Origin of the sequence: Dietzia sp. Alg238-R159 (assembly GCF_900537145.1) — a bacterium.
Taxonomy (GTDB): domain Bacteria; phylum Actinomycetota; class Actinomycetes; order Mycobacteriales; family Mycobacteriaceae; genus Dietzia; species Dietzia kunjamensis.
In genome coordinates, this window is the sequence record NZ_UNRI01000006.1 from 48,546 (window position 1) to 64,328 (window position 15,783).

16 protein-coding genes are annotated in these 15,783 nt (G+C 68.2%); 7 read left to right on the forward strand and 9 right to left on the reverse strand.

Annotation, left to right across the window (positions count from 1 at the left end):
- Positions 1-81: 81 nt before the first annotated feature.
- The 5 genes from G6R20_RS13760 to G6R20_RS13780 all read left to right on the forward strand — a co-directional run bounded on the left by G6R20_RS13760 (position 82) and on the right by G6R20_RS13780 (position 5,331).
- Positions 82-1,761 (forward strand): protein kinase family protein, encoded by a 1,680-nt coding sequence (locus G6R20_RS13760; protein ID WP_163376703.1) that lies wholly within the window; start codon positions 82-84, stop codon positions 1,759-1,761.
- Positions 1,762-1,953: 192 nt separating this feature from the next.
- Complete coding sequence (gene sigM, locus G6R20_RS13765) at positions 1,954-2,511, forward strand: RNA polymerase sigma factor SigM (protein WP_067720252.1); 558 nt, start codon at positions 1,954-1,956, stop codon at positions 2,509-2,511.
- A gap of 138 nt (positions 2,512-2,649) precedes the next feature.
- A complete protein-coding gene (gene trxB, locus G6R20_RS13770) occupies positions 2,650-3,582 on the forward strand; it encodes a thioredoxin-disulfide reductase (RefSeq protein ID WP_069389400.1) in 933 nt (310 codons plus the stop codon).
- Positions 3,583-3,639: 57 nt separating this feature from the next.
- Entirely contained in the window at positions 3,640-3,984 is a 345-nt protein-coding gene (gene trxA / locus G6R20_RS13775) for a thioredoxin (RefSeq protein ID WP_067720180.1), read from the forward strand.
- 156 nt (positions 3,985-4,140) lie between these two features.
- Positions 4,141-5,331 (forward strand): N-acetylmuramoyl-L-alanine amidase, encoded by a 1,191-nt coding sequence (locus tag G6R20_RS13780; RefSeq protein ID WP_067720182.1) that lies wholly within the window; start codon positions 4,141-4,143, stop codon positions 5,329-5,331.
- 57 nt (positions 5,332-5,388) lie between these two features.
- Here the strand turns inward: G6R20_RS13780 and G6R20_RS13785 are convergent, their stop codons facing one another.
- The 9 genes from G6R20_RS13785 to rpmH form a co-directional block, all read right to left on the reverse strand.
- Positions 5,389-6,057, reverse strand: a complete 669-nt coding sequence (locus tag G6R20_RS13785) for a hypothetical protein (protein ID WP_067720183.1) — start codon at positions 6,055-6,057, stop codon at positions 5,389-5,391.
- Positions 6,054-7,172, reverse strand: a complete 1,119-nt coding sequence (locus G6R20_RS13790; protein WP_163376704.1) for a ParB/RepB/Spo0J family partition protein — start codon at positions 7,170-7,172, stop codon at positions 6,054-6,056. Before G6R20_RS13790 ends, G6R20_RS13785 begins: the two co-directional genes overlap by 4 nt.
- Positions 7,172-8,113 carry a ParA family protein gene (locus G6R20_RS13795; RefSeq protein ID WP_240341473.1) on the reverse strand — a complete coding sequence of 314 codons (942 nt, stop codon included), beginning with the start codon at positions 8,111-8,113 and terminating at the stop codon, positions 7,172-7,174. Before G6R20_RS13795 ends, G6R20_RS13790 begins: the two co-directional genes overlap by 1 nt.
- 100 nt (positions 8,114-8,213) lie before the next feature.
- Entirely contained in the window at positions 8,214-8,996 is a 783-nt protein-coding gene (rsmG, locus tag G6R20_RS13800) for a 16S rRNA (guanine(527)-N(7))-methyltransferase RsmG (protein ID WP_163376705.1), read from the reverse strand.
- Between the two features lie 141 nt (positions 8,997-9,137).
- Complete coding sequence (locus tag G6R20_RS13805) at positions 9,138-9,626, reverse strand: R3H domain-containing nucleic acid-binding protein (RefSeq protein WP_163376706.1); 489 nt, start codon at positions 9,624-9,626, stop codon at positions 9,138-9,140.
- A 129-nt stretch (positions 9,627-9,755) separates the two neighbouring features.
- On the reverse strand, positions 9,756-10,946 hold the full coding sequence (gene yidC / locus G6R20_RS13810) for a membrane protein insertase YidC (protein ID WP_163376707.1): 1,191 nt from the start codon (positions 10,944-10,946) through the stop codon (positions 9,756-9,758).
- Between the two features lie 17 nt (positions 10,947-10,963).
- Entirely contained in the window at positions 10,964-11,260 is a 297-nt protein-coding gene (gene yidD / locus G6R20_RS13815) for a membrane protein insertion efficiency factor YidD (protein WP_163376708.1), read from the reverse strand.
- Entirely contained in the window at positions 11,257-11,619 is a 363-nt protein-coding gene (rnpA, locus tag G6R20_RS13820; protein WP_163376709.1) for a ribonuclease P protein component, read from the reverse strand. The genes yidD and rnpA overlap by 4 nt, the downstream gene beginning before the upstream one ends.
- Positions 11,620-11,637: 18 nt before the next feature.
- Positions 11,638-11,781: a 50S ribosomal protein L34 gene (gene rpmH, locus G6R20_RS13825; RefSeq protein WP_007629603.1), complete on the reverse strand. Its 144-nt coding sequence runs from the start codon at positions 11,779-11,781 to the stop codon at positions 11,638-11,640.
- Between the two features lie 538 nt (positions 11,782-12,319).
- On the opposite strand from rpmH, the gene dnaA reads away from it, so the two are divergent.
- Together dnaA and dnaN are read left to right on the forward strand one after the other, a co-directional pair.
- Positions 12,320-13,825 (forward strand): chromosomal replication initiator protein DnaA, encoded by a 1,506-nt coding sequence (dnaA, locus tag G6R20_RS13830; protein WP_163376710.1) that lies wholly within the window; start codon positions 12,320-12,322, stop codon positions 13,823-13,825.
- Positions 13,826-14,595: 770 nt separating this feature from the next.
- Positions 14,596-15,771, forward strand: coding sequence for a DNA polymerase III subunit beta (gene dnaN / locus G6R20_RS13835; protein WP_163376711.1), 1,176 nt, complete (start codon positions 14,596-14,598; stop codon positions 15,769-15,771).
- Positions 15,772-15,783: the final 12 nt, after the last annotated feature.

Sequence of the window (15,783 nt, forward strand, 5' to 3'; positions counted from 1 at the left end):
ACGCGGGGCCGGTACGTACACTCAGGGATCACGAGCGGCGCCTCCCGACGGGCTGCCGCACCAGGCGAGGAGGGTCAACGGGTGGGTGAACAGACTGGAGCCCCGGCACCGGACACCGCCTCGTCGCCACCGCGTCTGACCGTCGGAGGCCTGGTCTCCGGCGGCAGGTACGAACTCCTCGAACCGTGCGGTGGTGTCGCCGGCCAGTCCTTCTGGAAGGCCCGCGACCGGCGCCTGGGGAGGTTCGTCGCCCTGACCTTCGTCGACCCGCTCCCCGGCGAGCAGCCCCCGGGTTCGGCGACGGGGGTGCTCGACCGTACCGTCGCGCTCACCACGGTCTACGCGGACGGGTTGGCGCGCGTGCTCGACGTCATCCGCGGCCGCGCGGGCGGCATCGTGGTCTCGGAGTGGATCCCCGGACGCAGTCTCGCCGCGGCCGTGACCGAGCCGGACCCCGACTCCGCCGTGGGCGCGGTGTGGGGTCTGGCGGACGCCGCGACCCGTGCCGAGGAGGTGGGCCTGACCCTGGGCCTCGACTCGCCCGACCGGATCCGTCTGACCGAGGACGGGCGCGCCGTCCTGGCCTTCCCCGGGGTCCGCGACGGGGACGACGCCCGGTCCGACGTGCGGGGCCTGGGCGGCACCCTCTACGCGCTGCTCACCGGAGCGTGGCCGCTCCCGCTGCCCGAGGGTTCCGATCTGTACGAACCGACCGACGGTCGGCCCGGCCCCGCCCGGAGGGACGACGACGACGAGCTCCTCGACCCCACGGTGGCCGGTTCCGGGGTGGCGCCGGAATCCGCGGTCCTGGCCATGCGGTCTCTCGACGGGTCGTCGGTCAGCTCGGCGGCCACCGTGAGAGCGATGGTGACCGATCGCGTCGGCGGGCCGCGGCGCGCCTCCTCCGGGGCCTCCTCCCGGGTCGCCTACCCGGCGACCGCCACCGCGACGGAGTGGGCACCGGGGGAGTGGTCGTCGGCGGAGGGATCGCCGGCGGAGTGGTCCTCGGCTGAGGCGGGTCCCGAACCCGCGCCGTACAGCGAGCCGGACCCGGAGGTCCAGAAGCGCCGCTGGCAGATCATGGCCGGGACCGGCGCGGCCGCGGTCGTGGTGATCGCCCTGTTGTTCACGTGGATGCTCGGGGGGTTCGGCGGCACCCGCAACGACACCCCGCTCTCACAGCAGCTCGACGCGATCGAACGAGCCGCCCAGGCCAGTCGCGCCTCCCAGACCGCCGAGCCCGCGGCCGATGACCCCGCCGCAGGCGACACCGGGGACGAGGCGGAGGAGGCCACCCCGACCACCCCGGTCTCCGTGTCGACCGTCACCACCTGGCAGCCCTCGTCCTCGAACGGCGTCGCGGAGAACTCGGCGGATGCCCCCAACGTGGTCGACGGTGACCGGTCCACCTCGTGGTCCAGCGACGCCTACCGATCCCAGATCGGCGACGGCCCGTCGGCCTACAAGCCGGGTATCGGGTTGCTGCTCACACTGGACGGTGAGCAGGAGGTCCGACGGGTGGTGCTCCGCTCGGGGGATGACGGCGTGCGCTTCGAGGTGCGGTCCGCGCCCGGTGCCTCTCCGGAGTCACTCGACGAGACCACCCGTCTCGGAGCGGGCACCGTCCGCGACGGGTCGGCCACCGTGACGATCGATGACCCGCGGGAGTCCGGGTACGTCCTGGTGTGGATCACCCGCCTGGGTACCTCCGGTGCCCAGTCCTACGAGGCCACGATCAGCGAGGTCGAACTGACCCGCTGACCGGCCGGGAGACGTCCCCACGGGCGGCCCGGCCGGGTTACGGTGACGGCCGTGAACACCGGTACCGCCGTCCCGACCGCGGCGGGTTCCCCTGCCCCGCCCGCAGGCGCGGAATCCCCGCTCAGCGCCCCGTCCGCTCCCAGGGCAGAGTCCGTTCTCAGGGCAGAGTCCGTTCTCAGGGCCCGGCCCGCATTGACAGCCGAGTCCCCGCTGTCCGACGCCGAACTGTTGGACGCGCACGTCGCCGGCGACCCCGACGCCTTCTCCGCCCTCGTCCGGCGGCACTACGACTACCTCTGGCGGTTGGCCATCCGCACGTCGTTCAACCGCGACGACGCCGCCGAGGCCCTGCAGGAGGCTCTCGTCTCGGCGTACCGGAAGGCGGATACCTTCCGCCACGCCTGCCCGGTCCAGGGGTGGCTCTACCGCATCGTGGTCAACGCCTGCCTGGACAAGATGCGGGCCCAGCGCCTGCGCACCCACACCCAGCTCACCCCCTCCCTACACGAACAGGTCACGCTGCGTGACCACTTCCACCAGGACCCGGCGTACGCGATCATCGTGGCCGAGGCGTTGGCGGAACTGCCCGACGATCAGCGGGACGCCGTCGTCGTCGTCGACATGCTGCGGTGCACCGTCGCCGAGGCGAGCCACCTGCTCAACATCCCCCCGGGCACCGTGAAGAGCCGGTGCTCCCGTGGCCGCGCGAAACTCGCGGCCCTGCTCGAGGGGGTCACCCTCACCGTGTGAGGGTGTTCCTCCCGTCACCCGGTGGGCGGGCGCGGGAACAAGGCAGCCCCCCGGGGTGTTGTGGCCTCTAGAAGACCCGGCACCTGATGCCGGTTCCGACTCACGAGCCACCAACCGCCCGAGGAGCCCCGAGAACTCATGAGCGACACCGTCCACGACGTCATCATCGTCGGATCCGGTCCGGCCGGGTACACCGCCGCCATCTACTCCGCGCGGGCCGAGCTCAAGCCCGTCGTCTTCGAGGGCTCCCAGTTCGGTGGCGCGCTCATGACCACGACCGAGGTCGAGAACTTCCCCGGCTTCGCCGAGGGCATGATGGGCCCCGATCTCATGATGCAGATGCGCGAGCAGGCCGAGCGGTTCGGCGCCGACCTCCGGATGGAGGACGTGACGTCCATGGACCTCGCCGGGGACATCAAGACCGTCCGGGTCGGGGAAGAGGAACACCGCGCCCGCGCCGTGATCCTCGCGATGGGTGCCGCGGCACGCTACCTCGGGGTCCCGGGGGAGCAGGAGTTCCTCGGCCGGGGCGTGAGCTCGTGCGCCACGTGTGACGGATTCTTCTTCCGCGACAAGCCGATCGTCGTGGTCGGCGGCGGCGACTCCGCCATGGAGGAGGCCACCTTCCTCACCAAGTTCGGTTCCTCCGTGACGATCGTGCACCGCCGTGAGGAGTTCCGCGCCTCCAAGATCATGCTCGAGCGGGCACGGGAGAACGAGAAGATCTCGTTCGTCCTCAACACGGCCGTGGACGAGGTGCTGGCCGGCGCGACCGGCTCGGTCGAGAAACTCCGTCTGCGCGACACCGTCACCGGTGAGACCAGTGAGCTCGAGACCGCCGCCATGTTCGTCGCGATCGGCCACGATCCCCGTTCCGAACTGGCCCGCGACCAGGTCGAGGTCGACGAGGACGGCTACGTCCTCACCGGTCAGACCACCGCCACCTCCCTTCCCGGGGTGTTCGCCTGTGGCGACCTCGTCGACAAGCGCTACCGCCAGGCCATCACCGCCGCCGGTTCGGGGTGCGCCGCCTCGATCGACGCCGAGCGCTGGCTCGCAGAGCAGGCCTGAGCCCGCACCGGGCCCGGAACAACCGGGCCCCGTCCACCCACCCGAAAGGACCACCTCATGGCCGACACCCCCAACATCATCGACGTCACCGAGGCCGACTTCGCCGACGCCGTGCTCACCGCCAGCGGCTCCAAGCCCGTTCTCGTGGACTTCTGGGCCACATGGTGCCGCCCGTGCACCATGATGGCGCCGGTCCTCGACGAGCTGGCGGGCTCGGAGGCGGACAAGCTGACCGTGGCCAAGGTCGACGTCGAAGCCAACCAGGAACTCGCCGCCGAGTACCAGATCACCGCGATCCCCGCGATGCTGTTGTTCTCGGAGGGACAGCCGGTCAAGCGCATCACGGGCGCCAAGTCCAAGTCGGCGCTCCGAGCCGAGCTGGGCGACGTTCTCGGCGCCTGACACACACGCCGGCGGCACCGGGTCGCTACCCTGTGTCGCTACGCTGTGGCGCTCCCCCGTGGCGTTCCCTCACCGCCCGGCGCGGACGGGGCATGTCCGCGTGTGAGGCGGTAAGTTCATCCGGGTACCCAACACTAGGAGAGCGGGAGGAGACCCATGGCGTGGAGGCGTGGTGACCGTGGGCCCGAGGTGGCCGCCATCCGGGCCACCCTCGCGGGCATGGGTCTGCTGCACAACATCGAGTCGGTCGGGGTCACCGAGCCCGAGACCGGGTCAGTGCTCGCGCGTACCGACGCCGTCTTCGACGCCGACCTGGAGAAGGCCGTTCTGGCCTTCCAGCAGGCGCGTGCGCTGATCTCCGACGGTATCGTGGGTCCGGCCACCCAGGCCGCGCTCCACGACGCCAGCCACGTGCTGGGGACCCGGGACCTGAGCTATATCGTCTCCAGGCCGATGGCGGGGGACGATATCGCCCAACTGCAGCGACGACTCGGCGAGCTCGGGTTCTACGCCGGCCTGGTGGACGGGACTTTCGGCCCCCTCACGCACGCGGCCGTCACCGACTTCCAGCGCGACTGCGCGCTCCCCGCGGACGGTGTGGTCGGTGCCGAGACCCTGGACACCCTGAGCCGCTTCTCGACCCTGTTCAAGGGCGGGGACGTCGCCTCTCTCGTCGAGAAGGAGCGGGCCCGCACCTCCGGTCCCATGCTCGCCGGTAAACGGATCGTCCTCGATCCCGGCCCCAGTGGGTCCGAGAATCCAATCCGGATCGACACCCCCTACGGGACCATCACCGACGCGGAACTGCTCTGGGACATCACCCGGCGGCTCTCCGAGCGGATGAACCAGGCCGGCGTGGAGGTCTTCCTCTCCCGGCCCGAGGCGATGATCCCGACCGATCCCGAGCGCGCCGAGATAGCCAACGCGTTCAACGCCGATCTCATCATCTCGCTCCGCCTGGACCGCCACCCGAATCCGGTGGGCAACGGGGTCGCGACGTTCTACTTCGGAAACTCGCTCGGCGCGGAGTCCATGCTCGGTGAGGCCCTATCCGGCTTCATCCAGCGGGAGATCGTCAGCCGCACCACTCTTCGCGACTGCCGGACCCATGGCCGGAGCTGGCCGTTGCTGCGAATGACCCGCATGCCGTCCGTGCAGATCTACCTGGGCTACGCGTACAACCCGCAGGATCTCGAGATCCTCGGCGATCGTGCCGCCCAGGACACCATCATCGACTCGATCCTCGTGGGCGTGAAACGTCTGTACCTCCTCGACGAGGACGATCATCCCACCGGGTCGATGTCCGTCGACGACCTCATCGACTACGAGCAGCGCCAGCGCGACTGATCGCGGCTCCGGCCACCCCGGGGGAGTCGGGACCGGGGTGTCGTGATTCCCGGGGTGTCAGAGCCCCCGGGCGACGGCGCTCGCCGACGCGCCCGACAGCACCCCGAGCCGCCGGGTGGCGAATCCGTGTTCGGCGAAGAGCTGATCGAGGGCGCGCTCCACATCCGCCTTCCACAAGTGCTCGCTCTCGATATCGAGCCGGAGGCGGGGATGGGTCTCGTGGGGTGCCACCACCGTGAAACCGTGCTCGACCAGAAAGCTCATCCCCGGCACGCACGAGTCCGCGCCGCACCCGTCACGTGACGTAACATGCCCGGGGTCCTCGGACGTGACCCCGAAGGCCTCGATGGCCTTGATTCCGCGGCTTCGAACATTGACGACGACGGCGTCGAGCAACGCGGTCAGTACCCCTGCCGGTGCGCCGTGCTCGACACTCATGCCGGCGAGCAGCACAGCGTCAGCGCCGACGGGCGAGGTCGGGAAGCACGTTGCCCGCGGCACCATCCCCGGGGGGGCGTAGAAGGCGGCAGCCGTCGATCGGTCCCCGTAGGTGGCGAGCTGGCCGCAGACACCCCATTCCAGGGATACGTGTGAGATCCACGCTTCCTTCTCGAACTCCGGATCTCCCGGGGACTGCTCACCGTCGGTTTGCCAATAGACGCAACGCCGGGCGCGAGGACCCAGCTGGTCCACCGCCGACAGGTCCAGCGGGCGGAGGGAGATCATCGCGGCGCTGCGGTCGACCCGCCCTCGAGAAGTGCGAGTACCCGGGCCAGATCATCGGTGTCGCCGACGTCGATGGTGATACGTCCCTTACGGCGCCCCATCGTGACCGACACGGAGGTCTCGAAGCGGTCTGACAGCCGACCCGCCACCGCCTCCAGCTCCGGGTTGCGCTGGCGTCCGCGGGGCGGGGGCTTTGGCTTGTCCGTGGTGTCCCCGGGATCGCGGTTGGCGAGGGTGACGAGCTCCTCGGTCGCCCGCACCGACAGGCCCTCGGCGACGATCCGGGCGGCGAGCTCGTCCTGTGCCGGCGCCCCCGCCTCGAGGCCCAGGAGTGCGCGCGCATGTCCCGCTGACAGGACACCAGCCGCGACCCGCCGCTGTACGGCGGTCGGCAGCTGGAGCAGGCGGATGCTGTTGGTGATCGCGGGGCGGGATCGGCCGATGCGGGTCGCGAGTTCTGACTGGGTCACGTCGAACTCTTCCAGCAGCTGCTGGTAGGCGGCGGCTTCTTCGAGAGGGTTGAGCTGTACCCGGTGGATGTTCTCGAGCAGAGCGTCCCGCAGCAGATCCTCGTCGTCGGTCTGCCGAACGATCGCCGGAATCGTCTCGAGCTTCGCGCGCTGGCTCGCCCGCCAGCGTCGCTCACCCATGATGAGCTGATAGCGCCCACCGGACATCTCACGAACGACAATGGGCTGGAGGAGTCCGAATTCCTTGACGGAATGAGCGAGCTCGGCCAACGCCTCCTCGTCGAAGTGGGTGCGGGGCTGTTTCGGGTTGGGGTCGATCTCGGCCGGGGAGATCTCCCGGTAGACGGCGCCGGGGTCCACCAACTCGGTTGTTTCACGTGAAACCGGCGCGCCATCGTCGGCATGCGAGCCAGCGTCGGCCCCGCGAGCCGTCGATGACGCAGCACCGGCGAGCTCCATATCCGCCGGACCCCGATTCCCAGCCCCGGACGAGCGCGGACGTGGGGGAGTGGTGCGCGGACCGCCACCACGCGGCCCCAGGATCAGGTCGGCGGCGTCGTTACCGAGCCGAGGCCCTTCGTCGGGGCCGGTGGGGATGAGGGCGGCGAGACCCCGCCCGAGACCACCCTTACGCTGCTGGCTCATCAGTTCTCCTCCGGGCGGTCGACGCCCTCAACTTCACTCGCGGTGGGCGTGGATACGAGGTCTCCCGGACCGGCCGGCCCTCCCCGTGCATTGATCTCGCGGGCGGCGTCCAGGTAGGCCAGCGCCCCGCGCGACCCGGCGTCGTACTGGAGGATGGTCATCCCGTACCCCGGTGCCTCGGACACCTTCACGCTTCGCGGAATCACCGTCCGCAACACGGTGTCACCGAAGTGCTTCCGCACCTCACCGGCGACCTGCTCGGCGAGCTTCGTGCGCCCGTCGTACATCGTCAGCATGATGGTCGAGATCTCCAGATCCGTATTGAGATGCTGCTGGATGAGCTCGACGTTACGGAGAAGCTGACCCACTCCCTCGAGGGCGTAGTACTCACACTGGATCGGAATAAGGACCTCGCGAGCAGCGACCATCGCATTGACGGTGAGCAGGCCGAGCGAGGGCGGACAGTCGAGAAAGACATAGTCGATACCAAGCGATTGCAGGTCCTCCGGCAGGAGGACCTCGGCGAGACGTCGTTCCCGCTGGGGGAGCCCGACCAGCTCGATCTCCGATCCCGCCAGGTCGATGGTCGCCGGCACGCAGAACAACCGCTCGGCATGGGGACTCTTCTGCATCAGCTCGTCGACGGACGCCTCCCACATCAGAAGGTCGTAGCTCGACGGTGTGCCCTCGCGGTGATCGACACCGAGCGCTGTGCTCGCGTTGCCCTGCGGATCCATGTCGATCACGAGCACCCCGAGCCCACCCAGGGCGAGAGCGGCGGCAACGTTGACGGTGGACGTGGTCTTGCCCACCCCGCCCTTCTGGTTGGCGATCGTGACGATCCGCGGAGACTCGGGACGGGGGAGTGCCGGTGCATCCCCGTGGAGGACCTCGTTCGCTTGCCGCGCGGCCGCGAAGATCGGGGTCTCGTCGTAGGACATCCGTCACCTTTCGAGTTGCATCGTGAGCGCGGCGAGCCTGCCGCCGTGTCGGTGCCATTGTTTCACGTGAAACCGACACTGGACACGTCCCCGTCAGGCCTCAGTGAGACCGACGCCCGCGTCCGCGGGATCGGGAGCCACGGCCCCCCATCCTAGTCGCCAGGGTGCCGATCACCAGCCTCGTCGGTTCGGCATCCGGCGCAGCGACAGTCTCGACGCGAACGTCATCGAACCCCAGTTTGCGGAGCGCCGCACGATCACGCTCCACCTCGTCGACTGCCGACTCGCCCTTGAGGGCGACCATACGGCCACCCACCCTCAGCAGCGGAGCAGACCACCCGGCGAGTTTCGCCAGCGGGGCCACTGCCCGGGACGTCACGACATCCGCCTCCCCCGCCTCGATGATGATGGGCTTCTCCTCGGCGCGACCCCGAATGACCCGGACATCGATGCCGAGCTCGCCGATGATCTCCTCGAGAAAGGTGACCCGGCGGAGAAGTGGCTCGACCAAGGTGATCGTCAGATCAGGACGCGCGAGCGCCAGTGGGATACCAGGGAGGCCTGCGCCGCTCCCGATATCGACGACGGACTCGCCCTCCGCCAACTGCGATTCAGCAGCCGCACTGTTGAGCACGTGCCGATCCCACATCCGAGGCCGCTCACGCGGACCCATCAGCCCACGCTCGAGCCCGGCCGTCGCGAGGAAATCGACGTACCGGTACGCGAGACCCAGTCGATCCCCGAACACCTCGGCTGAAGCGGGCGGCGCAGAGGGAAGCTCACCGGAGTCAGATGTCGAGCCCGGCTCGGCCGGCGTCTCACCCGCAGCCCTATTGGCCCCCTCGCTGTCACGTGACGCTGCGTGGCCCGTGTGTCCGTTCATGGTCTCGCGCTCCTTCTCGCGGCCGCAAAGCCACTGTTTCACGTGAAACACCAGCGGTGAATCACATCGATGTCGTTAGATCCTCGGACACAGGGAAGGGGTGCGAGCCAGACGACTCGCACCCCTGCCCCGAACCGCCCGTCACCCGGGCAGGACGACCACCCGGCGGTTGGGCTCGACGCCGGTCGAGTCCGAGGTGACACCCTCGATCTCCGCGATCGCATCGTGGATGATCTTGCGTTCGAACGGCGTCATGGGCTCGAGCTCCTCCGACTCACCTGACTCGAGAACCCGCTGCGCTGCCACGCGACCGGACTCGGTCAGAGCCTCGCGCTTCGCCTCACGCCAGCCGGCGATGTCGAGCATCAACCGACTCCGATCGCCGAGTTCCTGTTGAACCGCGAGACGGGTCAACTCCTGGATAGCGTCCAACACCGACCCGTCCGAGCCGACCAACGTATCCAGGTCGTCGCCACCCACGATGCTCACCACGGCTCGATCACCCTCGACGTCCAGATCGATGTCCCCGTCGAAGTCGAGGATGTCGAGGAACTGCTCGAGATAGTCGCCAGCGACCTCGCCCTCCTCGACCAATCGTTCCTCGGACACCTCGATGTTCCTCTTGGACATGGACCTGCCTCCGTCGTGACCGCCGATCGCCGAACCCCGAGAGTACGACGAATATCTACCCCAAGTATGGGACAAGGTCCCCGACGCCGGAGCATCGGGGACCTTGTTTACTCACGTTTCCCTAGCGGGTCAACGCTTCTTTTTCTTCTTCTTGTTCTTGGGACGCGAACCCGATCCCTTCTGGGCTGGTCTACTGCGCTGCCCGCCGGGAGCCTGAGGCCGTTGACCCGGGCGTGGAGCGGATGCCGGAGCGACCGCAGGCCCCGCGTCGGGGTCGATCACCTCGTCGTCGTCCACCGTCGCGGTACCCACCTCCCCGGCCGGATCCGTCACCACGCCCGTTCCCGTCGCGGCGGCCCGATTCCTCTTGGGCTTGGTGGGCTTCACACCCACCCGCGGAGCGAGCGCCTTCTGCTCCTCGCGCCGCAGGAGGGCCGCGGCGTCGTCCTCCTTGGCCATCTTCTCGTACAGGAAGTACTGCTGACCCAGGGTCCAGAGGTTATTCGTGACCATGTACACGAGAATCGCCATCGGCCAGAAGGCGCCGGTCACGAGGATGCCGATGGGGAAGGCCCACAGCATGAGCTGGTTCATGATCTTGGCCTGCGGGTTCGCCGCGGCCTCAGGCGACTGGCGGGACAGGGAGATCCGCGCGTTGAAGTGAGTCGTGACCGCCGAGACGATCATCAGCGGAATGGCGACGAGAATGATGTTCCACCGGGAGAAGTCGAGCATCGCGCCCGGCTCCACGAACGCCTGGAACTGCTCGACCGGCTGGGAGATGAAGGACGAGAGCGGCGCACCGAACAGGCGGGCGTCGAGGAAGCTCTGCACCTCGTCCGCGTTGAACACGTAGTTGCCCGTGTTGCGCGTCTCCTCGGCGCTCATCCCGAGGGCGCCGAACTGCGAACCCATCCGGTTGAACGACCGCAGCACGTGGAACAGACCCAGGAAGACCGGGATCTGGATCAGCATCGGCAGGCAACCCAGGAGGGGATTGAACCCTTCCTGCTTCTGCAGCTTCCGCGTCTCCACCGCGAGTTTCTCGCGGTCGTTCTTGTACCGCTTCTGCAGCTCCTTCATCTTGGGCTGCATCTCCTGCATCTTGCGGGAGAACCGGATCTGTTTGGCCGCCGGCCAGAACAGCATCGCACGGAGGGTGAAGACGAGGAAGATCACCGACAAGGCCCAGATGACCCCGTTGGAATCCGGCGCCTCGACCCAGGGGAGCAGACCGCCGAGGAACGCGAAGATCTTGTGCCAGAACCAGAGGATGCCGGAGATCGGGTAGTAGACCAACGGGTTGGTGATGAACGACATGGGTGGTGGAGTCCTAGCTACGTTCGAGAATTGTCGGTGTACTCGGGGGGCGCGTGGCCCGGTGGATCAGGCGCACGGGGCCGGGGAACCGGATCCCAACCGCCTGGTGTCCACGGCCCACAGCGCAGTAGACGCCACACCGAGAGCCAGGTGCCGTACCAGGCTCCGTGGACGCGAACCGCCTCGACGGCGTAGCTACTGCACGTGGGTTCGAATCGGCAGCTCGGTGGAGTCCAGGGGGAGATGCCCTTCTGGTAGAAGTCGAGCATCCACAACAGGATCCGCGCGATGGGACCCGGGTGCCCCGTGCTCACGACGAGCCCCCGGCGCGAGCAACGGCAGCGGCGAGCCCCGCGCGCATATCCCGCACGAGGTCGTCGTGCGACGCACCCGCGGAGGCCGGGTTCGCCCGGATCACCACCATCAGATCGTCGCCAGCCTCGTCCAACAGGCCGCGCGCGATATGACGAAGCCGTCGGCTGACGCGGTGACGAGTCACCGAGTCCCCGACGGCTTTGCTGACAACCAGGCCGAAACGCGGGCCGCCCACGCGGACATCCGAAGAGTCCACGTGGGCGTGTACGACCATGGTGCGGCGGCCCTTCCTGGCACCTTTTCGCACCACCGTCGCGAAGTCAGCGGAACGGTGGAGCCGGTGCGACCTGGGGAGCACCCGCCACCCCGGCCGGAATCAGGCCGTCAGCGACGCGCGGCCCTTACGCCGGCGGGCGCCGACGATGCCGCGACCGGCGCGGGTGCGCATGCGCAGACGGAAGCCGTGCACCTTGGCGCGACGACGGTTGTTCGGCTGGAAAGTCCGCTTGCCCTTGGCCATGGTTGGCTCCTCACGTGAAGTCGGCGCCGTGTCCAGCGCCCGATCGAGTTCGAGACGTCGTCGAATCACCGAAGGACGGCGGCACCACGACGCGCCGAGCGCCCACGAGCGCACGACAGATTGCTCAAGATTACGCGCCCGAGGCGGCGGCCGCCAAACCGTGTGATCCCATTCGTCTCACTGATACCAGTTTCCAGACCACAACGACACGCCCACGGCCGCGATGCTTGACATCCGCACTCCAGTCTATCTTGAGGGTTGCCCCCCGGATCACCATGTTGTTACCGTCATTCCTCAGGCGAGCCCCACCAGGGCTGCAAGACGCGACGTGAACTCGAACATGCACCTTCGACCCCTCTCCACCGACGACCCACCCGTGAACCGACGGGGGAGGTCTGTCTCCCCACAGCTGTGGACAACCATGTGGATACCTCGGTGGACCTGGGTCGGAGCCTGTGGATAGAGTGTGGTTCCCGGCGCCGCCGGCCACCCGGACCACCAGCAACGCCCGACACACGACGAGAGGAGACCGCCCACCGTGTCTCCTGAACTCGAACACGTGTGGAGTGCCGTCCTCGACAAGCTGACCGATCCGGAGCTGGCCAGTGACGACAATCCGGCCCTGTCTCGCCAGCAGCAGGCGTGGCTTCGGCTCGTCCAGCCGATCGCCGTGGTCAATGGTTTCGCGATGCTCGCCGCCCCGTCGGCATTCGCACGCGATAACATCGAGTCCATCCTCCGCGGTCCCATCACGCGCGCACTGAGCTCGCAGCTCGGAGAGCCGATCGATCTGGCCGTCAAGGTGGACACGTCACTCGCCGGGGCTCAATTACCGACGGACGACACCGACCACCCGGCCACCGACGCGGACGACATCCACGGTCCCGGCGCGGAGGACGAGCATCCGCCCGCGACGACCCGCCCCCGGCGGATGACCGAGGAGCAGATCGCCGCCGAGCGCCTCCTCCACGGCAGCGACCGCGACGAGGCGCTGTCCGCCGCGACCGCGCCCGGATTGAACGAGCGCTACACGTTCAGCGCCTTCGTCCAGGGCAACTCGAACCGCTTCGCCCGGGCCGCCGCGCTCGCGGTCGCCGAGGCACCGGCCCGTGCCTACAACCCGCTGTTCATCTGGGGCGAGTCCGGTCTGGGCAAGACCCACCTGCTCCACGCGATCGGGCATTACTCCCTGCGGATGTACTCCGAGCAGAAGGTCAAGTACGTCTCGACAGAGGAGTTCACCAACGACTTCATCAACTCCGTCCGCGACGGCCGCCAGAACATGTTCAAGAAGCGGTACCGCGAGGCGGACATCCTCCTGGTGGACGACATCCAGTTCCTCATCGGCAAGGAACAGGTCCAGGAAGAGTTCTTCCACACCTTCAACACGATCCACAACGCGCAGAAGCAGATCGTCATCTCGTCCGACCGGCCGCCCAAGCAACTGCAGCCACTGGAGGACCGCCTGCGCACCCGGTTCGAGTGGGGTCTGATCACCGACATCCAGCCGCCCGAGCTGGAGACCCGTATCGCGATCATCGACAAGAAGGCCAAGTCCGAGAACTACGTGGTCCCGAGGGACGTCCTCGAGCTGATCGCGACGCGGGTCCAGCGCAACATCCGTGAGCTCGAAGGTGCTCTCATCCGGGTGGTGGCGTTCGCCTCCCTCAACGGCCACGAGATCGATGTGCCGCTCGCGGAGGTCGTGCTCCGTGACGTCGTCTCGGACGATGACTCCCTACAGATCTCGGCGGCGACCATCATGGCGGTGACCGCGGAGTTCTTCTCCACGAGCATCGACGAACTGTGCGGCACCTCCAAGACCAGGTCGTTGTCGCGGGCCCGCCAGATCGCCATGTACCTGTGTCGCGAGCTGACCGACCTGTCGCTCCCCAAGATCGGCGTCACCTTCGGCGGCAAGGACCACACGACGGTCATGTACGCCCAGCGCAAGATCCTCAAGGAGATCAAGGACGACCGGCGCACGTACGACCAGATCCAGGAGCTGACGGCCCGGATCAAGGAGCGTTCGCGGTCCCTCTGATCTCCGCGCCGAGCTCATCCTCGCTGCGAGACCCGCGCCCCCGCACGTGCCCGCTCCCGCGGACGTCCACCGACGCCCCGCGTCTCCGGCCGGCCCCCTGCCGACCCCGCACGCGCCGAAGATGACGGTCCGCGTCGGCGACAGCAACATATCGGCACCCGATGGCGTCCGCACGCCCTGGTGCGCGGACCCAGGACCGCTGCGAGAGGTCGTAACGGGCCTCTGCGGCCTCCTGCCGAGTGCGACGTTCCGCCCTGAACGGATACCCGCCCCGATTCGGGGGCCTCATCACGGGTCATTCCACACGCATCAGGACTCGCCGTGCGACACATCCGGGACTCCCACACACCCTTTGTCACACCCTTCACAGCTGTGGACAACCCTGTGGAGTCTTGTGGACCGACGGTGGACAGACGGTGGACGGACTCTTGTGATTCCACCGGGGTCGGGAGGCCAATCACAAAATCGCACGCCTGCGTCCACACGACGAAATCGGCACAGACCTGTGATTACAGGCCTCGGCTCACAATTTCACAGGACCTACTACTACTTCTTATCTCTCTAGATAGTTCTTGTTAGAAGTAGGGATGTGGACCGGCGAGCCTGCTTGACCGGGTTACGCCGAGTCCGTGTGTCCGCTGTCGGTCCTAGCGGTTACTCTCATGGAGACGTTCCGCCCCCGGCGGCGGAAGCGTGCAGCACGAGCTTGAACCGACCAATCGTCCAGATACCGGATCCCGGTATCCGCCCCCGCCTGAAAGAGGTCATCGATGGAGATCACGGATCCGACGTTCCGCGTCACCCGCGAGGACTTCGCGGATTCCGTGGCCTGGGTGGCACGCACGCTGCCCTCGCGTCCCTCGGTCCCGATCCTCGGCGGGGTGCTGCTCGAGGCCGATTCGGGACTGACGATCTCCGGGTTCGACTACGAGACCTCGGCCCAGGTGTCCGTGCCGGCCGAGGTCTCCGAGCCGGGCAGCACGCTGGTGTCCGGCCGACTCCTGGCGGACATCGCCCGCGCCCTGCCGGATCGTCCGGTCGAGGTCGTCGTCACCGCCCAGAAGATGTACATCTCCTGCGGTACTGCGAAGTTCACGCTCCCGACCATGCCGGTCGAGGATTACCCGCAGCTGCCGGCGATGCCGGAGATCACCGGTTCCGCCGAGGTCGACGCGTTCTCCGAGGCCGTGTCCCAGGTCGTCGTCGCGGCGGGCAAGGACGACACCCTGCCGATGCTCACCGGCATCCGGATGGAGATCGAGGGCACCCGCGTCACGCTCATCGCGACCGACCGCTTCCGTCTGGCCATCCGGGAGTTCGACTGGGAGCCGGCCCGCGATGATGTCGCGGTCGAGGTGCTCATCCCGGCCAAGGCGCTGTCCGAGGTCACCCGTTCGGCCGGCCACGGCGGCCGCGTGGATCTGAGCCTGGGAGCCGGCTCCGATGTGGGCGCCGAGGGCATCCTGGGTGTGCTGGTGTCCGGTCAGCGCACCACCACCCGCCTTCTCGACGCGGAGTTCCCCAAGGTCCGCCAGCTGCTCCCGCCACAGCACACCTCACTCGCGATCGTCGAGGTGGACTCGCTCGTCCAGGCGATCAAGCGGGTCGCGCTCGTCGCTGACCGCGGCGTGCAGGTGCGCATGGCGTTCTCGGATGGTGAGCTCGCACTGTCGGCCGGAGGCGATGACGCCGCCCAGGCCAACGAGACCCTCCCGGCGGACTTCGTCGGCGAGCCGCTGACCATCGCGTTCAACCCTGGTTACCTGCTCGACGGTCTCGGCAGTGTCCACGCAAGCCGCGTCGCCTTCGGTTTCACCCAGCCCAGCCGCCCGGCCGTGCTGCGTCCGGCACCCGAGACCCTCCCGGAGCCCGGCGCGGACGGCGCGATCCAGCCGGTGGATTCCGACCACACCTACCTGCTCATGCCCGTGCGCCTGCCGGGCTGAGGCACCGCCCCG

Excerpts from the sequence above, each read along its gene's own strand:
- G6R20_RS13805 (WP_163376706.1), bottom strand. The coding sequence starts at position 9,626 with ATGTCCAAGAGGAACATCGAGGTGTCCGAGGAACGATTGGTCGAGGAG.
- G6R20_RS13790 (WP_163376704.1), bottom strand. The coding sequence starts at position 7,172 with ATGAGCCAGCAGCGTAAGGGTGGTCTCGGGCGGGGTCTCGCCGCCCTC.
- trxA (WP_067720180.1), top strand. The coding sequence starts at position 3,640 with ATGGCCGACACCCCCAACATCATCGACGTCACCGAGGCCGACTTCGCC.
- yidC (WP_163376707.1), bottom strand. The coding sequence starts at position 10,946 with ATGTCGTTCATCACCAACCCGTTGGTCTACTACCCGATCTCCGGCATC.
- rsmG (WP_163376705.1), bottom strand. The coding sequence starts at position 8,996 with ATGAACGGACACACGGGCCACGCAGCGTCACGTGACAGCGAGGGGGCC.
- dnaN (WP_163376711.1), top strand. The coding sequence starts at position 14,596 with ATGGAGATCACGGATCCGACGTTCCGCGTCACCCGCGAGGACTTCGCG.
- G6R20_RS13795 (WP_240341473.1), bottom strand. The coding sequence starts at position 8,113 with ATGTCCTACGACGAGACCCCGATCTTCGCGGCCGCGCGGCAAGCGAAC.
- G6R20_RS13785 (WP_067720183.1), bottom strand. The coding sequence starts at position 6,057 with ATGATCTCCCTCCGCCCGCTGGACCTGTCGGCGGTGGACCAGCTGGGT.
- rpmH (WP_007629603.1), bottom strand. The coding sequence starts at position 11,781 with ATGGCCAAGGGCAAGCGGACTTTCCAGCCGAACAACCGTCGTCGCGCC.
- G6R20_RS13780 (WP_067720182.1), top strand. The coding sequence starts at position 4,141 with ATGGCGTGGAGGCGTGGTGACCGTGGGCCCGAGGTGGCCGCCATCCGG.
- trxB (WP_069389400.1), top strand. The coding sequence starts at position 2,650 with ATGAGCGACACCGTCCACGACGTCATCATCGTCGGATCCGGTCCGGCC.